General features: G+C 47.4%; 19 protein-coding genes. 14 read left to right on the top strand and 5 right to left on the bottom strand.

The window, feature by feature from the left end; genetic code table 11:
• Window positions 1-155: 155 nt before the first annotated feature.
• The 3 genes from K2Q26_10040 to K2Q26_10050 all read left to right on the top strand — a co-directional run bounded on the left by K2Q26_10040 (window position 156) and on the right by K2Q26_10050 (window position 2,235).
• A complete protein-coding gene (locus tag K2Q26_10040) occupies window positions 156-959 on the top strand; it encodes a hypothetical protein (protein ID MBY0315849.1) in 804 nt (267 codons plus the stop codon).
• A gap of 71 nt (window positions 960-1,030) precedes the next feature.
• Window positions 1,031-1,630: a DUF1990 domain-containing protein gene (locus K2Q26_10045; GenBank protein ID MBY0315850.1), complete on the top strand. Its 600-nt coding sequence runs from the start codon at window positions 1,031-1,033 to the stop codon at window positions 1,628-1,630.
• Window positions 1,615-2,235 carry a DUF1990 domain-containing protein gene (locus K2Q26_10050; protein ID MBY0315851.1) on the top strand — a complete coding sequence of 207 codons (621 nt, stop codon included), beginning with the start codon at window positions 1,615-1,617 and terminating at the stop codon, window positions 2,233-2,235. Before K2Q26_10045 ends, K2Q26_10050 begins: the two co-directional genes overlap by 16 nt.
• A gap of 9 nt (window positions 2,236-2,244) precedes the next feature.
• On the opposite strand, the gene K2Q26_10055 is transcribed toward K2Q26_10050, so the two are convergent.
• The 4 genes from K2Q26_10055 to pgsA form a co-directional block, all read right to left on the bottom strand.
• Window positions 2,245-3,576, bottom strand: a complete 1,332-nt coding sequence (locus K2Q26_10055) for a hypothetical protein (GenBank protein ID MBY0315852.1) — start codon at window positions 3,574-3,576, stop codon at window positions 2,245-2,247.
• Between the two features lie 56 nt (window positions 3,577-3,632).
• Window positions 3,633-5,192: an amino acid permease gene (locus tag K2Q26_10060; GenBank protein ID MBY0315853.1), complete on the bottom strand. Its 1,560-nt coding sequence runs from the start codon at window positions 5,190-5,192 to the stop codon at window positions 3,633-3,635.
• Between the two features lie 163 nt (window positions 5,193-5,355).
• The gene (locus tag K2Q26_10065) at window positions 5,356-5,739 is read right to left on the bottom strand and encodes an RNA-binding protein (GenBank protein MBY0315854.1); all 384 of its coding nucleotides are present in this window, start codon (window positions 5,737-5,739) and stop codon (window positions 5,356-5,358) included.
• A gap of 114 nt (window positions 5,740-5,853) precedes the next feature.
• Entirely contained in the window at window positions 5,854-6,405 is a 552-nt protein-coding gene (pgsA, locus tag K2Q26_10070) for a CDP-diacylglycerol--glycerol-3-phosphate 3-phosphatidyltransferase (GenBank protein ID MBY0315855.1), read from the bottom strand.
• Between the two features lie 74 nt (window positions 6,406-6,479).
• Here pgsA and K2Q26_10075 point away from each other — a divergent pair, with 74 nt between their 5' ends.
• From K2Q26_10075 to ftsH, 9 genes are all read left to right on the top strand, one after another.
• Entirely contained in the window at window positions 6,480-7,133 is a 654-nt protein-coding gene (locus K2Q26_10075; GenBank protein ID MBY0315856.1) for a hypothetical protein, read from the top strand.
• Window positions 7,130-7,816, top strand: coding sequence for a PilZ domain-containing protein (locus tag K2Q26_10080; GenBank protein ID MBY0315857.1), 687 nt, complete (start codon window positions 7,130-7,132; stop codon window positions 7,814-7,816). Before K2Q26_10075 ends, K2Q26_10080 begins: the two co-directional genes overlap by 4 nt.
• A gap of 24 nt (window positions 7,817-7,840) precedes the next feature.
• On the top strand, window positions 7,841-8,239 hold the full coding sequence (locus K2Q26_10085) for an acyl-CoA thioesterase (protein MBY0315858.1): 399 nt from the start codon (window positions 7,841-7,843) through the stop codon (window positions 8,237-8,239).
• 46 nt (window positions 8,240-8,285) lie between these two features.
• A complete protein-coding gene (gene glpX, locus K2Q26_10090) occupies window positions 8,286-9,266 on the top strand; it encodes a class II fructose-bisphosphatase (GenBank protein ID MBY0315859.1) in 981 nt (326 codons plus the stop codon).
• Between the two features lie 16 nt (window positions 9,267-9,282).
• Window positions 9,283-9,573 carry a hypothetical protein gene (locus K2Q26_10095; GenBank protein MBY0315860.1) on the top strand — a complete coding sequence of 97 codons (291 nt, stop codon included), beginning with the start codon at window positions 9,283-9,285 and terminating at the stop codon, window positions 9,571-9,573.
• Between the two features lie 4 nt (window positions 9,574-9,577).
• The gene (locus K2Q26_10100) at window positions 9,578-10,009 is read left to right on the top strand and encodes an SRPBCC family protein (protein MBY0315861.1); all 432 of its coding nucleotides are present in this window, start codon (window positions 9,578-9,580) and stop codon (window positions 10,007-10,009) included.
• Window positions 9,999-10,382 (top strand): hypothetical protein, encoded by a 384-nt coding sequence (locus tag K2Q26_10105; protein ID MBY0315862.1) that lies wholly within the window; start codon window positions 9,999-10,001, stop codon window positions 10,380-10,382. The genes K2Q26_10100 and K2Q26_10105 overlap by 11 nt, the downstream gene beginning before the upstream one ends.
• Window positions 10,383-10,421: 39 nt before the next feature.
• The gene (gene tilS / locus K2Q26_10110; GenBank protein MBY0315863.1) at window positions 10,422-11,333 is read left to right on the top strand and encodes a tRNA lysidine(34) synthetase TilS; all 912 of its coding nucleotides are present in this window, start codon (window positions 10,422-10,424) and stop codon (window positions 11,331-11,333) included.
• Window positions 11,334-11,398: 65 nt separating this feature from the next.
• Entirely contained in the window at window positions 11,399-13,366 is a 1,968-nt protein-coding gene (gene ftsH, locus K2Q26_10115) for an ATP-dependent zinc metalloprotease FtsH (protein MBY0315864.1), read from the top strand.
• 67 nt (window positions 13,367-13,433) lie between these two features.
• Here the strand turns inward: ftsH and K2Q26_10120 are convergent, their stop codons facing one another.
• Complete coding sequence (locus K2Q26_10120) at window positions 13,434-13,850, bottom strand: hypothetical protein (protein ID MBY0315865.1); 417 nt, start codon at window positions 13,848-13,850, stop codon at window positions 13,434-13,436.
• Window positions 13,851-14,038: 188 nt separating this feature from the next.
• Here K2Q26_10120 and K2Q26_10125 point away from each other — a divergent pair, with 188 nt between their 5' ends.
• Together K2Q26_10125 and K2Q26_10130 are read left to right on the top strand one after the other, a co-directional pair.
• Window positions 14,039-14,851: a hypothetical protein gene (locus K2Q26_10125; protein ID MBY0315866.1), complete on the top strand. Its 813-nt coding sequence runs from the start codon at window positions 14,039-14,041 to the stop codon at window positions 14,849-14,851.
• A gap of 268 nt (window positions 14,852-15,119) precedes the next feature.
• Window positions 15,120-15,296 (top strand): hypothetical protein, encoded by a 177-nt coding sequence (locus tag K2Q26_10130; GenBank protein ID MBY0315867.1) that lies wholly within the window; start codon window positions 15,120-15,122, stop codon window positions 15,294-15,296.
• Window positions 15,297-15,636: the final 340 nt, after the last annotated feature.

A 15,636-nucleotide genomic window follows, 5' to 3' on the forward strand; every position in this document is an offset into this window, starting at 1 on the left:
GCATCCTTCTCAGTGACGATTTAGAACCTTATCGGCGAAAGAGTGAATCATCTTTAGACAAAGGCTCGACTAAGGTACTGCAATCCTCATCTCCGTGTTAAAAGTATGGAATTTTTAAAGGTATGATTCGTTGTAACAGCTTTGAAGGAGACACAATGAAGCTCTATTCCATACTTAGTATCGCGGCATTCTTATTTATCTCGCAAGCCGGTGCGGACACTCCCACTTTTGATAACTTATCCGATGGAGATCTGGAGACCATCGCGAAAGATTTCTCGTCGATCTTTGTTCATACTTCGGCATCACCGCCCACGGCCTCCATCGTCGGCATTCAAGCCGCTGTCGTTGCCGGAGCTGCAGAGGTTCCAGGAATTCGTGAGATCTCTCGCCGCGTGGATCCTAACAGTGATATCAAGTATGCTCCGTTTGCGTTTCTCTACGCGGGTGTGGGTCTTCCCTTGGGATTTAATCTTGAAGCCAATATTCTTCCACAAATGAAGTTGAGTGGTTTTGAACTTTCTCATTATAGCGGAGCTGTTCGCTACAGTTTAACGGATGAGCTTCTTCCGGTACTTCCTTTCAATTGGTCAGTTCGCACTTTCTATTCGAAAAGCGCGATAAAATTTGACCAGTATATTGCTCCAGGAACGGTCAATGTGGATTTTGATAATAACATGCTGGGAGTTGAGACCATCGTGGGCGTCGATCTTCTTTTTGTGGAGCCTTACGCAGGGATTGGTTGGGTCACGAGTAACTCCGAACTTGAAGGAAATTCCACAGTGGACCCTGCATTCTCCATGTATGCGGATAACGTCAGTCGCTCTAAAAAGTCGACAGTGGACAGTGCGAGATTGATCGCGGGAGTCCAATTTAATTTAACCATCATCCGTTTGGGTCTTGAGTACAACAGCGTATTTGGAAACAGCCGTTATGCCCTCAAATTAGGATTTGCTTTCTAATTCCGATAAAAGAGGCCCTCAGCCTCGACGCCGAGTTGTTCCTTCGGACGCCATGTGGTAGCGTACGCCCCATGGCTGATGAGATTGTGTCCTCAGAAATTCAAACGACCGCCGAGGGCACAGGTCCCCTCTATCACAGGATTTATTCCGTAGATATTCCGATTCCCTTCGAAACCGCTCAGCGGGCCATGGATGATCTTAAGCTTCGTCTCAATGACTTTTCCCCTCAGATACTCGCCAAGTTTAACAAAGTTTCGGGAAGTCCGGATGTGCTCGCGGAGGGAGATGAGTTTTTTATTGATATTCTCGGGCCGTGGAACGGGCCTGTGAAGGTGGGTCGTGTGGCGGAGCACGAGTTTTCTTTGCTCACTTTACAAGATCACATGGAGTCGGGCGAAATTCATTTTCGAATTTTGCCGAAGCCGGAACAGAGCGTACGGTTCGAGATCGAATCTTTAGCTCGCAGTAAAGACAGTCTGGTGGATTTTATTTATGACAAAATTCCCATCGCCCAATTTTTCCAAACTGAAATGTGGTCACAGGTCTGTACAAAGTTCGCATCATTCGCCTTTGAGTTGCAGAATGGTAGTGTGCCTAATTTAATGCAGTTTGATGTTCAGATAGAAACGGCCAAAAAAGATGAGGAGTCGGGTCAGTGGATTCAGGTATAGGTTGGCAAAAATACTCAGAAAAAATTAGTGGCCTCGAAGATTTGGATTACAACTTCGATGCTCAACTTTATCACAATGCCCAGGAAAAATTAGGATGGAATATCGATCGCTATGAGAATTGCATCGGTAAAGAAACGCCGGGAGCTCCTCAAGACGGAGGGATTTTTCTCAAAGCGAAGGAGATCATTCAGTTTTATAAATTTCCCGATCCCTCTTTAGTGGTGGGAATTTTTGATCCCCAAAGAGATCTCGATGGGCGAAACATGTTAATTCGCGCCAGCTTCCTTGGTCTTACTTTTTATTTTGGCGTGAGAGTGAGCGCCGTGATTGATCAAGTCCAAACGAATTCTCGGGGAAATCTTGAGCATCAGTGGGGCTATTCTTACCGCACGCTGAAGGGCCACTTTGAGGTCGGGGAAATTACGTTTCTCGTTCAAAAGGATACGGTGACGGGCGAAGTTTTTTTTAAAATTGAGTCCTACTCTAAGGCAGATCGCATCCCCAATCTATTTTATCGCGTGGGCTTTAAGATTTTTGGTCGCCGACTTCAAAAGTACTTCGCGACAAGCTCCATCGAAAGAATCAAAGAAATGGTCAACTCGTAGGGTCCCGAGCTAACGCAGAACTTGTGTCATGCAATGGATATAGCCATCAGATAATCCCCCATTATGTAGGGCTTCGCCCGACTCCACAAATCGCGTTTTGAGATGAACACCTTCGAGATCTTTCTTTAGGGAATTTCTCAAATATCGCGATCCTGGATCCAAAACAACATAGGAATTCCCGACCACTAAACCATTGGTCAAATTGGGAAAAAGCGGACGGGCACTGCGCCGCTCGATCTTATGATCTGGAGTGAGGTTCGCGAGGTATAAATTGGGGACTTCAATCCATTGGATCTCGCACGGTGATGCGAGATGGATCGTCTGAGAGATCCGCTTTTTTGTTTCGGAAAGCTCTTGAGAAATCAACTGCTGCACGGCTTTAAATTCGTTTTTAAAGTAGGTACTTTGAGTGAAGTGTTTCCACCTCATGTTCTCGCATTTTTCGGTTTTCAAGTTTTTACACAAATCCCCGAACACCAAAATGTCCTTAAACTTTTTATTTTCGAAATTTTTGGGGTCGTGAATGAATTCGTTGGGATGTTGCAAAATATAATCGAGAGCTTTTTGCGGATCAGCAATGAGAGCCGTGATTTTACATTGAGAACCATTGATGTTCTCAAAAAGGATGGGCTTCACCACTTCGTCGATGTGACCGAGGTAGAGCCATTGAGTGGGGAGGACTTCTCGTCGATCCGTGGGAGAAAAGATCAGCTCGGAGAACTCCAACGCGTGTTCGCGATCCTGAAAATCACTCAGTCCAACGAAGCCCACTTGAGGTGTCCATTTTTCAATATTTCCTCCGACGACTCCGTGAACGGCCTCCCCCGTCTCAAAACCGGGTTTTGTCGGGGGTGATTTCTTTTTGGAAGGGGCATCGATCACCACCGCGCGGCTATTTAAAGCTTTTGCGATATTTTGAGCCGCAGAGAGCTGCTCTGAATTGACGTAGGGGACGCCAAAGATAGTCTCGCCCTTGGGAGTTTTATAGACCTCGAATAGGTCTTGGAGCCAGTAGTAGGGTTGTGACGAAATCAGAATAAACTTTTCGTTTTTTGAGAGTCCTAATTCCTGCTGAAACCGTCGAAATACAAGGGGTGATCCGACAAAGACTAATTTCTGATCCTCACCCAGAGATTCGACGATCGCCTGAGTGATGTTGGCGGCTGCGCGATAGAAGATTTCATCCAAAGGCGAGCCATCGGTATTTGTCGGTTCAGAAATAAAAAAGAGTTTTGGTCTTTCGGACTCGGGCTGAAGAGTGAGCGGAGTTTTCGTCCACGTGTTCGGGGTTGACGAGCAGGCAGATAAAAAGGCGAATAAAAGTGTACTGATAAGGCGCATGGTTCGAGTCTACAGAGGTCTTCTCTCAAAGAGAATGAAATTGTAGACTCAGTCACCTAGGATTTTTCTGCGAGTCTCTTTTTACGGATCCGACTATGTTTGATTCCGTAAGTGAAATAAATCACAAATCCGAACATCAGCCAGACGAGGAGACGCAACCACGTGTCGAGCGGCAACCCGGACATCACCCAAAGGCAGGCGAGGGCTCCGGCGGGCGCAACGATCCAAGCCAAAGGAGTTTTAAAAGGTCTTTCGAGATGAGGTTGAGTGATCCTTAGAATCGGCACTCCAATGCAAACGAGAACGAAGGCGAGGAGGGTTCCGATCGAAACCAACTCTCCCACCAAACTCATCGGCATCGCACCGCCACAGATGGCGACAAAAATTCCGGTAATAACCGTGGCCACGTGAGGCGTTTGAAATTTGGCGTGAGTGCGATCAAACCAAGGCAAAAGACCATCTCGGCCCATGGAGTAGAACACGCGTGTCTGCCCAATCATCATGACGAGCATGACCGATGTTAAACCCGCCAGCGCTCCAAACTTGACGACAAACGAAAGCGTACCTTGAGCCCAAGGAGTCCATTGTCTGAGGGCAACAATGCGATCGACCCCGACGGCCACAGGATCCGCAACACCCAGCTCTTTGTAGGAAACCACTCCCGTCATAGTGAGCGACATGAGAATATAAATGATCGTGCAAATCACGAGTGAGGCTAAAATCCCAATGGGCATATCTCGTTGAGGATTCTTGGCCTCTTGGGCTGTCGTTGATACTGCATCAAAGCCAATATACGAAAAGAAAACCACTCCGGCTCCGGTGAGAACTCCCGGGAATCCGTAACTCCAAAAACTTTGCCCATGGCGTTCGCTCATAGATGGCGGAGGAATCAAAGCCAAAGGTCCGCTGGCGTCGGGGTTTGCAATCCAGTTATTGGTGTCGATAACAGCCCAACCCAAGGCGATAAATAATAGGATGATGGCAATCTTCACCATTACGATGATGTTATTCATCGTGGCGCTCTCTTTGATTCCCTTATAAAGAATCATCGTCACTAGTAAAGCGATCACTGAGGCGGGTAAATTCCAATATCCGTAGATCTCAGCACCGTTAGACAAAGTCACCAGCTCCCATGGTCCTTTTGTAAACATCAGCATCGAATCGGTGAGGGGAATCCCCAGCGTTTTGGTAAATAAAGAAACAAGGTATCCCGACCACGACGCAGAAACGGTCACGGCTCCGAAGGCGTATTCCAAAACTAAATCCCATCCGATGATCCACGCGATGAGTTCCCCCATGGTGGCATACGAGTAGGCGTACGCTGAGCCAGCCACAGGAACCATCGCCGCCATTTCGGAATAGCAAAGGCCGGCGAGAGCACAAAGAATACCACCGATAATAAAACTATAAACGATACCGGGCCCAGCGTAATTGGCCGCCGCAGTTCCGGTGAGAGAGAAAATTCCCGCGCCGACGATAGCTCCAATGCCGAGCATGGTCAGGTTGAAGGCACCGAGGTGGCGCTTTAAGCCTGCCGAAGATTGGTCGCCCGTATTTTTATCTGTAGCATCCGCAAGAAGTTCTGGAATGCTCTTTTTTACAAAAAGATCGAACATTTGTACCCCGTAAAAAGCGTGACTTTTCCCGCAACGTACAAAAGAGTCAAGATGATTAGTTTCACTGTTAAGTTATTATAATTTAAGGCGAAAAAAAAACCCTCTCTTGCGGAGAGGGTTAAGGATTTAATGAAATAGTTTGGATACTAAGCTGACTTACAAACTAGTAACGAGAACCACGACTGTCGCCACGGCCACCGCCGCCACCACCGCGTCCGCCACCGCCGCCGAAGCCACCACGGCCACCGCCGCCGCCTCCACGACCACCACCGAAGCCACCACGGCCGCCTTCACGAGGCTCTTGAGGACGAGCTTCACTGATTTTGAGTGAACGGCCATCCATCTCTGTACCGTTAAGTTGTTCGATAGCTTTCTGAGCTTCTTCGTCTGATGCCATCTCAACAAATGCAAAGCCCTTACTGCGACCAGTTGCTTTGTCCATAATGATTTTTGCACTCGAAACAGTTCCGCATTGGCCGAACGCTTCACTGAGTGATTCTTCTGTTGTTGAGAAAGGGATGTTCCCTACATATAACTTATTACCCATGATTCCTCTGACCTAATGGTCCTAAACCAAAGTTCACTCGCCTGAGCCAATCCCATAGCTAAAGTGATACTTTAAATGAGCGCTCAGATTACCAAAAAAGTCACAAATATCAAATTATTTTTGTAAAAACGCCCATGTGTATTGGAATCCCGAATAGAGACTTAAACCCAGGCTGAGCCATAGTCCCCAGTAGCCGATGGCACCGAGCGGAAGTCCTAGGACCGGCTCGTAGATAAGGATTGCGGGGAGGGCGACCATTTGGACCGCAGTTTTCCATTTCCCCAAAGAGCCTGCGGCAATGATCTCACTTTTGCTGGCGGCAAAGGACCTCAGTCCATTAATGAGAATATCGCGGTTGAGTAAAAGGAGGACCAAAATCGCCTCAATTCGACCCAAGGGAATGAGTAGGATCAGCACACTGGAAACTAAAAATTTATCGGCGATGGGATCTAAAAGTTTTCCTAAATCGCTTTCAGCGTCGAATTTGCGAGCCCAATATCCGTCGAGATAATCCGAGATGGAGGCCACAATGAACAGCGCCGAGGCCCACCAATTCCAATGTGGAATTTGGCCAAGAATGATCACGATCAGTAAAGGCACTGCGAAAATTCTTAGCAGAGTGGCCCAGAGTGGCAGCTGTTTTTTCCAGGGAGAAATTGTTGTCATTCTTGAGCTATCTCACGGGTCTAGTCGGAAGTCATCAGTGGACATAAAATGCTCCCTGAAGTCATAATAAGGGGATGAATAGTTGGCTTGGACTTTTGATCTTTTGGTGCATGGCTGCAGAGCCCGCCCCAACGCTGGTCCAGCCGGCCCCAACGGCGCCGGTAGTGAAAGAGCCCTGGTGGGAGAAGCCCACTTATCGCGAACGGATTCGCCAACAGCGCCAAGTCATCATCAGTGTAAAGAGAGATCCCGAAAAAACCAAACACGATCATTTAATGACCGGTGCTGGTGTGGTCCGTGCGACCCAAGCGTTCACTTTACAAAAAATTTTGGATTTTAAAGAGCTTCCAAAAATAAGTTCCTACTTTAAAAAAATAGTGCATCAGCCCGAATTGAATAGAGTTTATTTGGTTCTCGAAGCTTACAATTACGAAGCTCGAATGCTCATCATGTACACGGTGGAAACAGTGGGAGATCGGCGCATTTTTAACTGGAAGGTTGTTTGGGGCGGATTTCAAGGTATGATTGGAAGTATAGAATTAACGAGTCTTGAACCCGAAAAAACCGAAGTGATTATGCGGTCGAGTTTTGACGATAAGGAGATTCCGCTCCCATCGATTTTTACAGGGTTTGTTTTAGAAATATTGGTACAGCATGTGGCCAAAAGTATGCGCGACTATGTCGAGGACGCGTACAAAAACTCCAAAGGAGCTGGGGGAAAGATATGAGCGATAATAATGATCACGAAAAGCGAAAGTTTCGTCGAGTACAGGTTCAATCCTTGGGGTCTTCACTTTCCGGTTTGACCGTCCAATTGATTGGCACCGGGCCGGTCGAGCTTTACGACATCAGCTATGGTGGCGCTGCTTTTTCTCAACCGGATCACCAAAAAGTTTCTCTGACTGGAGAAACGGTGGAGCTCGATTTTTTTCTCAACGGGCAGAAGGCTCAAAATTTAACCGGCCGAGTGGTTCGTCTCACGCAAGATATGTTCGCTGTCGAATTTATGGACCCGTCGGCGGAAACCAAAGCCTTTGTCGATCGCTTGATTACAAGCCGCATGGTGGGTCTCAACATGAATTTGATCGATCCTCAGTTTTACCGCGGCAAAGAGAGTTTTTCGTATTGGTTCCATGGACCTAAAAATACCAATTTATTTTTATGGGAAGATCAGGGCCATCTCACAAAGGCATCGTTGGACCTGTTTGACGTGGCCCTTCACTGGGAAAATGGGCTCTTCCAAATCGACAACAAAATGAATCGCTCTGTTCAAGGTCGTCAACCCAACAGCTCCAATTTGGGAGAGGGTGTGTTTCGGCAGGCCGCTGAAATTTTGAGCCAAATGCGCTCCAATGTGAGTTGTTTAGAAGAATTTAAGCAGCACGTTTTTGATAAAGCACTGGTGAAATAGAGATCCTGGTGCTATCACCAGGTCATGTCATTTACCTACAAGCGAAAAATCCATTTTTACGAGACGGACGCCATGGCTATCGTGCATCATGGTGTGTATGTTTTACTTATGGAAGAGGCGCGAGTGGAGCTGCTTCGCCATCACGGGATTTTAGCGAAAATGCCTTTATCGAAAGTGAACTATCCCGTGCTCTCAATTCAGGTGGACTATCGAAAATCGATCACTTTCGATGACGAAGTCGAGATCCAGGTGACGCCAACCTTCGATAAAGTCAGAATCAGTTTCGAATACACTATAAAAACTCAGCAGAATTCAGAGCCGGTGGCTGTTGGAAAAACGGTCCATGTTGCCATGGATATGGAAACGCGAAAGCCTATTCGTATTCCCCCGGCCATTGCGGCGTTGGCAGAGAATGACAGTTGAGTCTTGGTTCAATTTATGGGAATTTAGCGCGCATTAAGGAGTCACAATGGATCGCAACTTAGCCATGGAATTTGTACGTATCACCGAAGCTGCCGCTATGGCATGCTCGCAATGGACGGGTCGAGGCGACTCCAATGCCGCAGATAAGGCGGCCGTGGATTCAATGCGAAAAGCGTTCGACTCGATCGATATCGATGGCACCATCGTTATCGGTGAGGGCGAGCGCGACGAAGCGCCAATGCTTTACATCGGCGAAAAGGTGGGTCGTGTGCATGATCTCGCTCCCAAAGTCGACATCGCTCTGGATCCCTTGGAAGGGACGAGTCTTTGTGCCAACGGTGGTGTCGGCGCGCTGTCTGTCATCGCGGTCGCTCAGCAAGGAAACTTTCTCCACGCACCCGATGTATACATGGATAAAATCGCCGTCGGCCCTCGTTGTAAGGGAGTCATCGATATTCAGGCCTCTCCTGAGGAGAACGTTAAAGCCGTGGCCAAAGCTCTCGATAAAAAAATCAGCGAAACTACTGTCGTCATTCTTGATCGTCCTCGTCATGCGGATATTATCCAGAAACTGCGCCTGATAGGTGCGAGAATTCTTTTGATCGGTGATGGCGATGTCTCGGCGGGAATCGCGACGAGCTGGCAAGATACGGGTATCGATATGCTTCTCGGCACGGGTGGAGCACCAGAAGGGGTGATCACCGCAGCCGCTTTAAAGTGTCTCGGTGGCGACTTCCAAGGTCGCTTGATCTTCCGTAAAGATGAGGAAAAGCGTCGCGCCGAAAAGATGGGTGTGGACGATTTTAATCGCACATACACTCGCGATGAATTGGCCAAGGGCCCTGTCATGTTCTGTGCCACTGGCGTCACTGACGGAGCTCTGCTCAAGGGTGTTCGTTACTTGGGGCAAGGACGCGTGCTTACTCAGTCCATCGTGATGCGCTCGGAGACCGGTACGGTGCGTACGATTGAGTCTCAGCATGACCTCTCCCGTAAGCCGACGGTATTTGCTGGAGGGATCGGGTGATTGGGGGCCTGAAGTGATGACCGTAGTTTGTTACTCGTGCGCGGCACCCAATCCAATCATTGATCGGGTGGGATTTCGCGACGAATGTTCGCAATGCCATATGGATTTACATGTTTGCAAAACCTGTGGCTTCTACGATCCAAAAGTTTATAATGAATGCCGCGAGCCTTCGGCAGAGGTGGTTCGCGACAAAGAGAAAGCCAATTACTGCGAGTACTATCAACCCGGCGGAGGAGCTGCCAACGAAGCGAAAAAACGCGAAGATCTCAAAGCGGCTGCCGAAGCTTTGTTTAAAAAGAAAGGTTAACCCCATGGCTGAAGTCAATCATGTCGAAATGTTCAACTGTACGCCCGAGGAACTTTACGCAATCTTGGTCGATTACGATAAATACCATGAGTTCTTGAAAGACGTTAAGTCTTGCAAGGTGATCGGGGAAAATGGTGGCAAGAAGTTGGTGGAATACAAAGTTTCGGTGATGAAAGAAATCACTTATGTGAATGAACACACCGAAAACGTTCCTCACGAGATCAGCTGGGTTTTTAAAAAGGGCGATCTTTTTAAATCGATGAGTGGCGGTTGGAAGCTCGAAAATATTAATGGAAAAACTAAAGCCAGTTATCGAGTGCAAGCTGAGTTTGGGATGTTCGTCCCGGGAATGATTACAAAAACATTATTGTCAGTGAATTTGCCGCTGATGATGCAAGCGTATAAAAAGCGCGTAAAGGAAATTTATGGAAAATAACGAAGTCACTGAGACTCCAAAAGAAAAAGAAGAGGTCGAATTGAACTGGGAAGACGAGGGTTCTCGAGGAAAACTTTCCGACGGAGTCAAGCGTCTCGTCGCCACCGGGATTTCGACGGTGATGATGTCCGAAGAGGGTGTACGCAGTTTCCTTCAAGATAAAATCCCCAAAGATGTTCTTGGGAATTTTTTAAAGGGCATGACAAAATCGAAAGAAGAGATCGTCAACCGCGTCGGCGCCGAGTTTGCAAAGGTGATCGAAAAGATTGATGTGGTCGAAGAGATGACAAAATTTTTACGCGACAACAAAATCAAGGCTTCTTTCGAGATCGAATTCGAAAAGAAATCCAAAAAAAATACGGACAATCAATAGTTCATGCAGCCGCGCCCGCTGGAAGTTACGCTTTATAAATTGTTAAAGCCCAAGGGAGCGGTTTCGTATTTACTGGCGGTCAGTGGCGGATGTGATTCGATCGCCATGCTCCACGCCTTTGCTCAATTGCGTATGAAAATCGGCTTTTCTCTTTCCGTCGCTCACATTCATCACGGGGTGACGACCGGAGAGTCCTCTTCCTTTCGTGACGACGCCTGGGAGTTTGTTCGCACTCAATGCAAAAAACTCGATATTCCCTTCCACAGCAATAAGGCCTCGCCGGCGCAACGGATAAAGTCCGAGGGAGAATCTGAGGCCCAGTTGCGGAAATTTCGCAGACAACATCTTAAAGAATTTTTAAAGACGACGAGAAGTGATTACGTCGTAATGGCCCAACACTCCGATGATCTTCTCGAAACACGTTTCATTCGTTTGCTCCGAGGAGTGGGAACTGAGGGTATTGTGGCGATGGAGCAAGAAAAAGGCGCTCTGCTTCGACCCTTTCTGTCGAATTCGAGAGAGGATTTAAAAAGGTACCTTGAGCATCTCGGTGAATCTTGGTGCGAAGATCCCTCCAACCAGTCGAAAAAATATCTGCGAAATTGGCTTCGTCAGTCATGGCTGCCCCTCCTCGAGCGAAAAAGGCCTGGAGCCTTACGGACCCTAGCTCGTTCTCTCGAGATTTTAGCTCAAATGACAGAGGCTAAAAGTGACGACGGCAAATATATTGAAGATCAGCGATTGTTGCGCCCAGTTTTTTTGCAATTGTCCCTCTCGGACAAAAGGCGAGTCGTGGCGAAATACTTTGGCCAGTGCGGATTTGAAAATTTCGGTCTTTCCCATATAAATGAACTAATTAAGCGTCTTGACGTCGAACAGAATGATCTCACATTTAGACTATTGAAGAAAAATTGGCGAGCTAACGCACGGCACATTTGGTTCGAAGAGTAAATTCAGGATACAATATTCGCTAGGAATGAAAATGGCGAGTGGAACTTGTCGTTGAGGAGATTGAAATGAGTTCATCACAAAAAACTATGGCATTTTGGGCGTTGGCGCTGGTGGTTGCGCTCATTGCTGTGCAGTTCTACCAGCAAAAGGCAGACACCTTCATTCGTGATTTCGATTACTCCAAGTATCACACCGCTGTTGATCAAGGAAAAGTGGAATCCGTAAGTATCCGCAAGTCTGATGGCAAGATTAGTGGCGTGGTTAAAGATCAATACGCCAAAGAATTGGGCGGCAAAAAATTTATCATCGACGGTGATACGGGCGATGAAGAGCGTCGCTTTCTTGAGCGCAACAATGTGGTGTTCAATTACGAGAGCAGTCAGGAAAACTCCTATTTGATTATTTTGTTCAACTGGCTACCGATGCTTTTTATCGTGGGTTTGTTGATTTTTCTATTTCGTCAGATTCAAGTGGGCGGCGGAAAGGCGATGTCGTTCGGTAAGAGTCGCGCTAAGCTCTTGACCGAGAACAAAGCTAAAGTTCTTTTTAAAGACGTAGCCGGCGTCGAAGAGGCAAAAGACGAACTTAAAGAGATCGTGAGTTTTTTAAAAGATCCTAAAAAATACACTCGCCTCGGCGGAAAAATCCCTAAAGGTGTGTTGATGGTGGGACCTCCGGGAACGGGTAAGACGCTCTTAGCGCGCGCTGTGGCCGGTGAAGCGGGTGTGCCGTTCTTTACAATCTCGGGTTCAGACTTTGTCGAAATGTTCGTAGGTGTGGGCGCGAGCCGCGTGCGCGATCTCTTCGAACAAGGGAAGAAGAATGCTCCGTGCTTGATCTTTATCGATGAGATCGATGCTGTTGGTCGCCATCGCGGTGCCGGTATGGGCGGTGGACACGATGAGCGCGAGCAAACATTAAACCAGATGCTGGTGGAGATGGATGGGTTTGAAAGTAATGAAGGTGTGATTCTCATTGCAGCGACCAATCGTCCTGACGTATTAGATCCCGCACTCCTTCGCCCAGGTCGTTTTGATCGACGAGTGGTGGTGAGCGCCCCGGATTTAAATGGTCGTGAGCGAATTCTTCAAGTTCACGCCAAAAAAGTTCCATTGTCTTCGAACGTAAATCTTAAAAAAATTGCTCGTGGGACTCCGGGCTTTAGCGGCGCGGATCTGGCGAACCTCGTCAACGAGGCGGCTTTAAATGCGGCTCGACTGGATCATAATAAAGTCACCATGGAAGATTTTGAGTTTGCGAAAGATAAAGTTCTTATGGGTGCAGAGCGCCGCTCAATGGTGATTAGCGAGGAAGATCGTAAGATCACAGCCTATCACGAAGCGGGACACACGCTCATTGGAAAATTAATTAAGGGAACAGATCCAATTCACAAAGTGACGATTATCCCTCGAGGTATGGCTTTAGGGCTCACTCAATTCTTGCCTGAAGATGATCGTTTAAATCTATCGAAGCTCAAAGCTGAGAACATGCTCGTGATGATGTTCGGTGGTCGTGTGGCCGAAGAAATTATTTTTACAGATTACACGACAGGCGCAGGTAACGACATTGAGCGTGCGACCAATATTGCTCGCCGTATGGTGTGCGAATGGGGCATGAGCGAAAAGCTAGGACCTCTCTCTTACGGGAAGCAGGACGGCCCCGTGTTCTTGGGCATGCAACAGCACCAGGCTCGTGAGTACTCGGAGTCGAAGGCCGAAGAGATTGATTTAGAAATTCAGAGAATCATTATGGATGCTTATAATAAAGCTCACCGGTTGTTGACAGACCATCTTCCGCTGCTTCATGAGCTTGCGAAAGCGCTTCTCGAGTTCGAAACGATCGATGCCGAACATGTTGAGATCATTTGTAAGGGTGGAACCGTGGACGATGTTCGTCGCCGCATTAAAGAGAACGAACAGTCCATGGCGAAAGAGCAAGAAGAGGCTCGCACCAAAGATGCGGCTCAAGAGCGCGAGGAGTTGATTGCCACTCCTGGCCGTGGATTAGGCGATCCTGATCCTCTCGGTGTTTAACGAGATCCGCAGATGATAAAAAAAGAGCGCTACAGGCGCTCTTTTTTTTAGCTCTACATGTTTGATTCTAAAATCCAAAGGCGCTGCACTTTTCGAGTGAAACGTTGTTTCCTTGTGTGAACGGTCCGCTAAAGTCACCTTTTTGAAATTCTGGATATCCATGGGGCCAGCCTTTTTCATCTCTCAAGATAAACTGAATTGTGGCTTTAGATCCATCTTGTGTCTTGAGAGTGTAAGTTAAAAATTTTGAACTTCCACTCACTTCGACCACACGAGTTTGGTTGATCACCGATGACTGGTGGCGAGTTTCTATGGACAGTACGCCGGGGGACTTTTGCACAGTCTCTTGGACTTTGACCGAATCCAATGCCAGTCGGTAGCTCAGGTTGCCGTGACCGCAAATGATGACTTCTTGATTGTCGAAAGGGGAAGCTATTGCCAGAGTAGAACCCAGGGATAAAATAGCAAATACGAGGTGTTTCATACGATCTCCTTTATTATTATAATCCATCGGTATCATTGGGGCGTTTAAAGGGCTACGGGCGATGAATTTTTTTTAAGAAATCTAACATAAGGGTATGAATTTTAGCTTTAGAGGCCGTGCACGGAGATTGATGTCTATAGAAATTACATTTCGGAAAAGTCACTGGTCAAGCTGAAGGAGGTGACGTTATGTCTTTCTCATCCATGCGACCCATATATCTTTCCATCTTGGTTTTGATTCCATTTTCCAGTGGCCTTGCGAGTTCGGTGACCGAACTTCATGCGGTGAGACCCGCTCGATGCTCAAATATTTTCTCCAGGGGTAAACTAGAAAACTCAATGGTTGTGTCTTTTCCGCTTTTGGAAAAGATCCCACCCCTTGAACCCATAGAAGCCTTCCTACGTGACAAAGACCAAGATGGGAAAGCTCATTATTTTTATTATGGCTGGGGAGAGCGAGCCCCCTTCGGAGAAAAAGACACGGGAGTTTGGCGTCGAGAACCTTCGATCAATAGTCGATTTGATGTTTTCATTCTTAAGGCCGAGCCATTGGTGCCGACCGCAAGTTGGAATCTCCAAGGGCAGCCGCGAGTGGCAAAAATAGATGAGCTACGCTCTCAATATCGCCTCGTCTCTTACGCTAAATTTCCGGTGCCGCGATTTTTCACTCTGGTCCATCAGACGATCTTCTTAATGCGTGGAATTCAAAGCCACGTCACACACCAACGCTACGAATCTGCAAAAGTAGATTTGTCCACAATCGTTAGTTCTCGTCCAGTGGTCGAACGACTAGAGGACTTCATTCGATCGTGGGAGACCCGAGACGGGCGAGAAAAGCACATTCAGAGTTTAATGCTTTCCACCGTGCGGGAGGCCTTCGCGGAAAGTCGTGAGGGGGATATTCCTCTATTTATTCTGTCTTTATCTTCTAAACTGAACGCGCTTTTTCCTCCCGAGATTTCTGGGACATTGGTGGACTCCCTCCGCTCATTTCCAAGATAATCTTTGGTTTTTTTTGTCTCATTACGAGACGCGAAACATCCCACATTTAAATTGTCGAACTTCTATATAGCTCCTTCTGGGAATCTCTAGGTGAAAGTCCAGTGATCGTTATGAGATCGAAGTAGAGAATTTGAAGCGATGACTTTCAGTTTTTTAAAAAGCCGTCGATAATCAGTTTATGAAACACGTCATCTTCATCGTCGCCTGTGGCTTTTCATCTCATCTCTTTGCCGATGAAACGCCCATACTCAGTTCCAAAGAGCGCGTCATGCAATTAAGTCAGCAGTACCATCAACAGCGCCGGTTACAACAAATCGCCGTGGAGCAAAAAGAGGCTGAAGCGCGCCACTTCAATCCCGACAGGACCTACGATAGTTTCACCTTGACCGAAGCCGACGAAATCCACGCCCCAGTGGCGAGCCGAGCTCCCGCACAAGCGCAGTGATGCACAGATTCTGCCAAGCACCTCGAGAGAAGAGTTTTCGAAATTTCATCCATCCCTGAGAGCGTTGTCGTCTTGGCATCCCGCCAAGCCGAATTAAACCATTGTTTCTATTTTCATTTTTATCAAAAAAAACAAATTCCCAATCAAATAGGAAGCCCAAGGGGCAAGGATGCCCCGCGCGGAAGGCCTCCATGGATGGACAGATCGAGAACAAATAATCACTGATGGTCCAGAGGAAAAAACGGCAAATTACTCATCCCATAACCTAGGTTCAAGTATTAAGTGCAAATTTTCCCTCGAAGAATGCTTCCATCGGAGTGCGAAAGCCAAGTTTTTTCCT

It is taken from the genome of Bdellovibrionales bacterium (genome assembly GCA_019750295.1).
GTDB lineage: Bacteria > Bdellovibrionota > Bdellovibrionia > Bdellovibrionales > JAGQZY01 > JAIEOS01.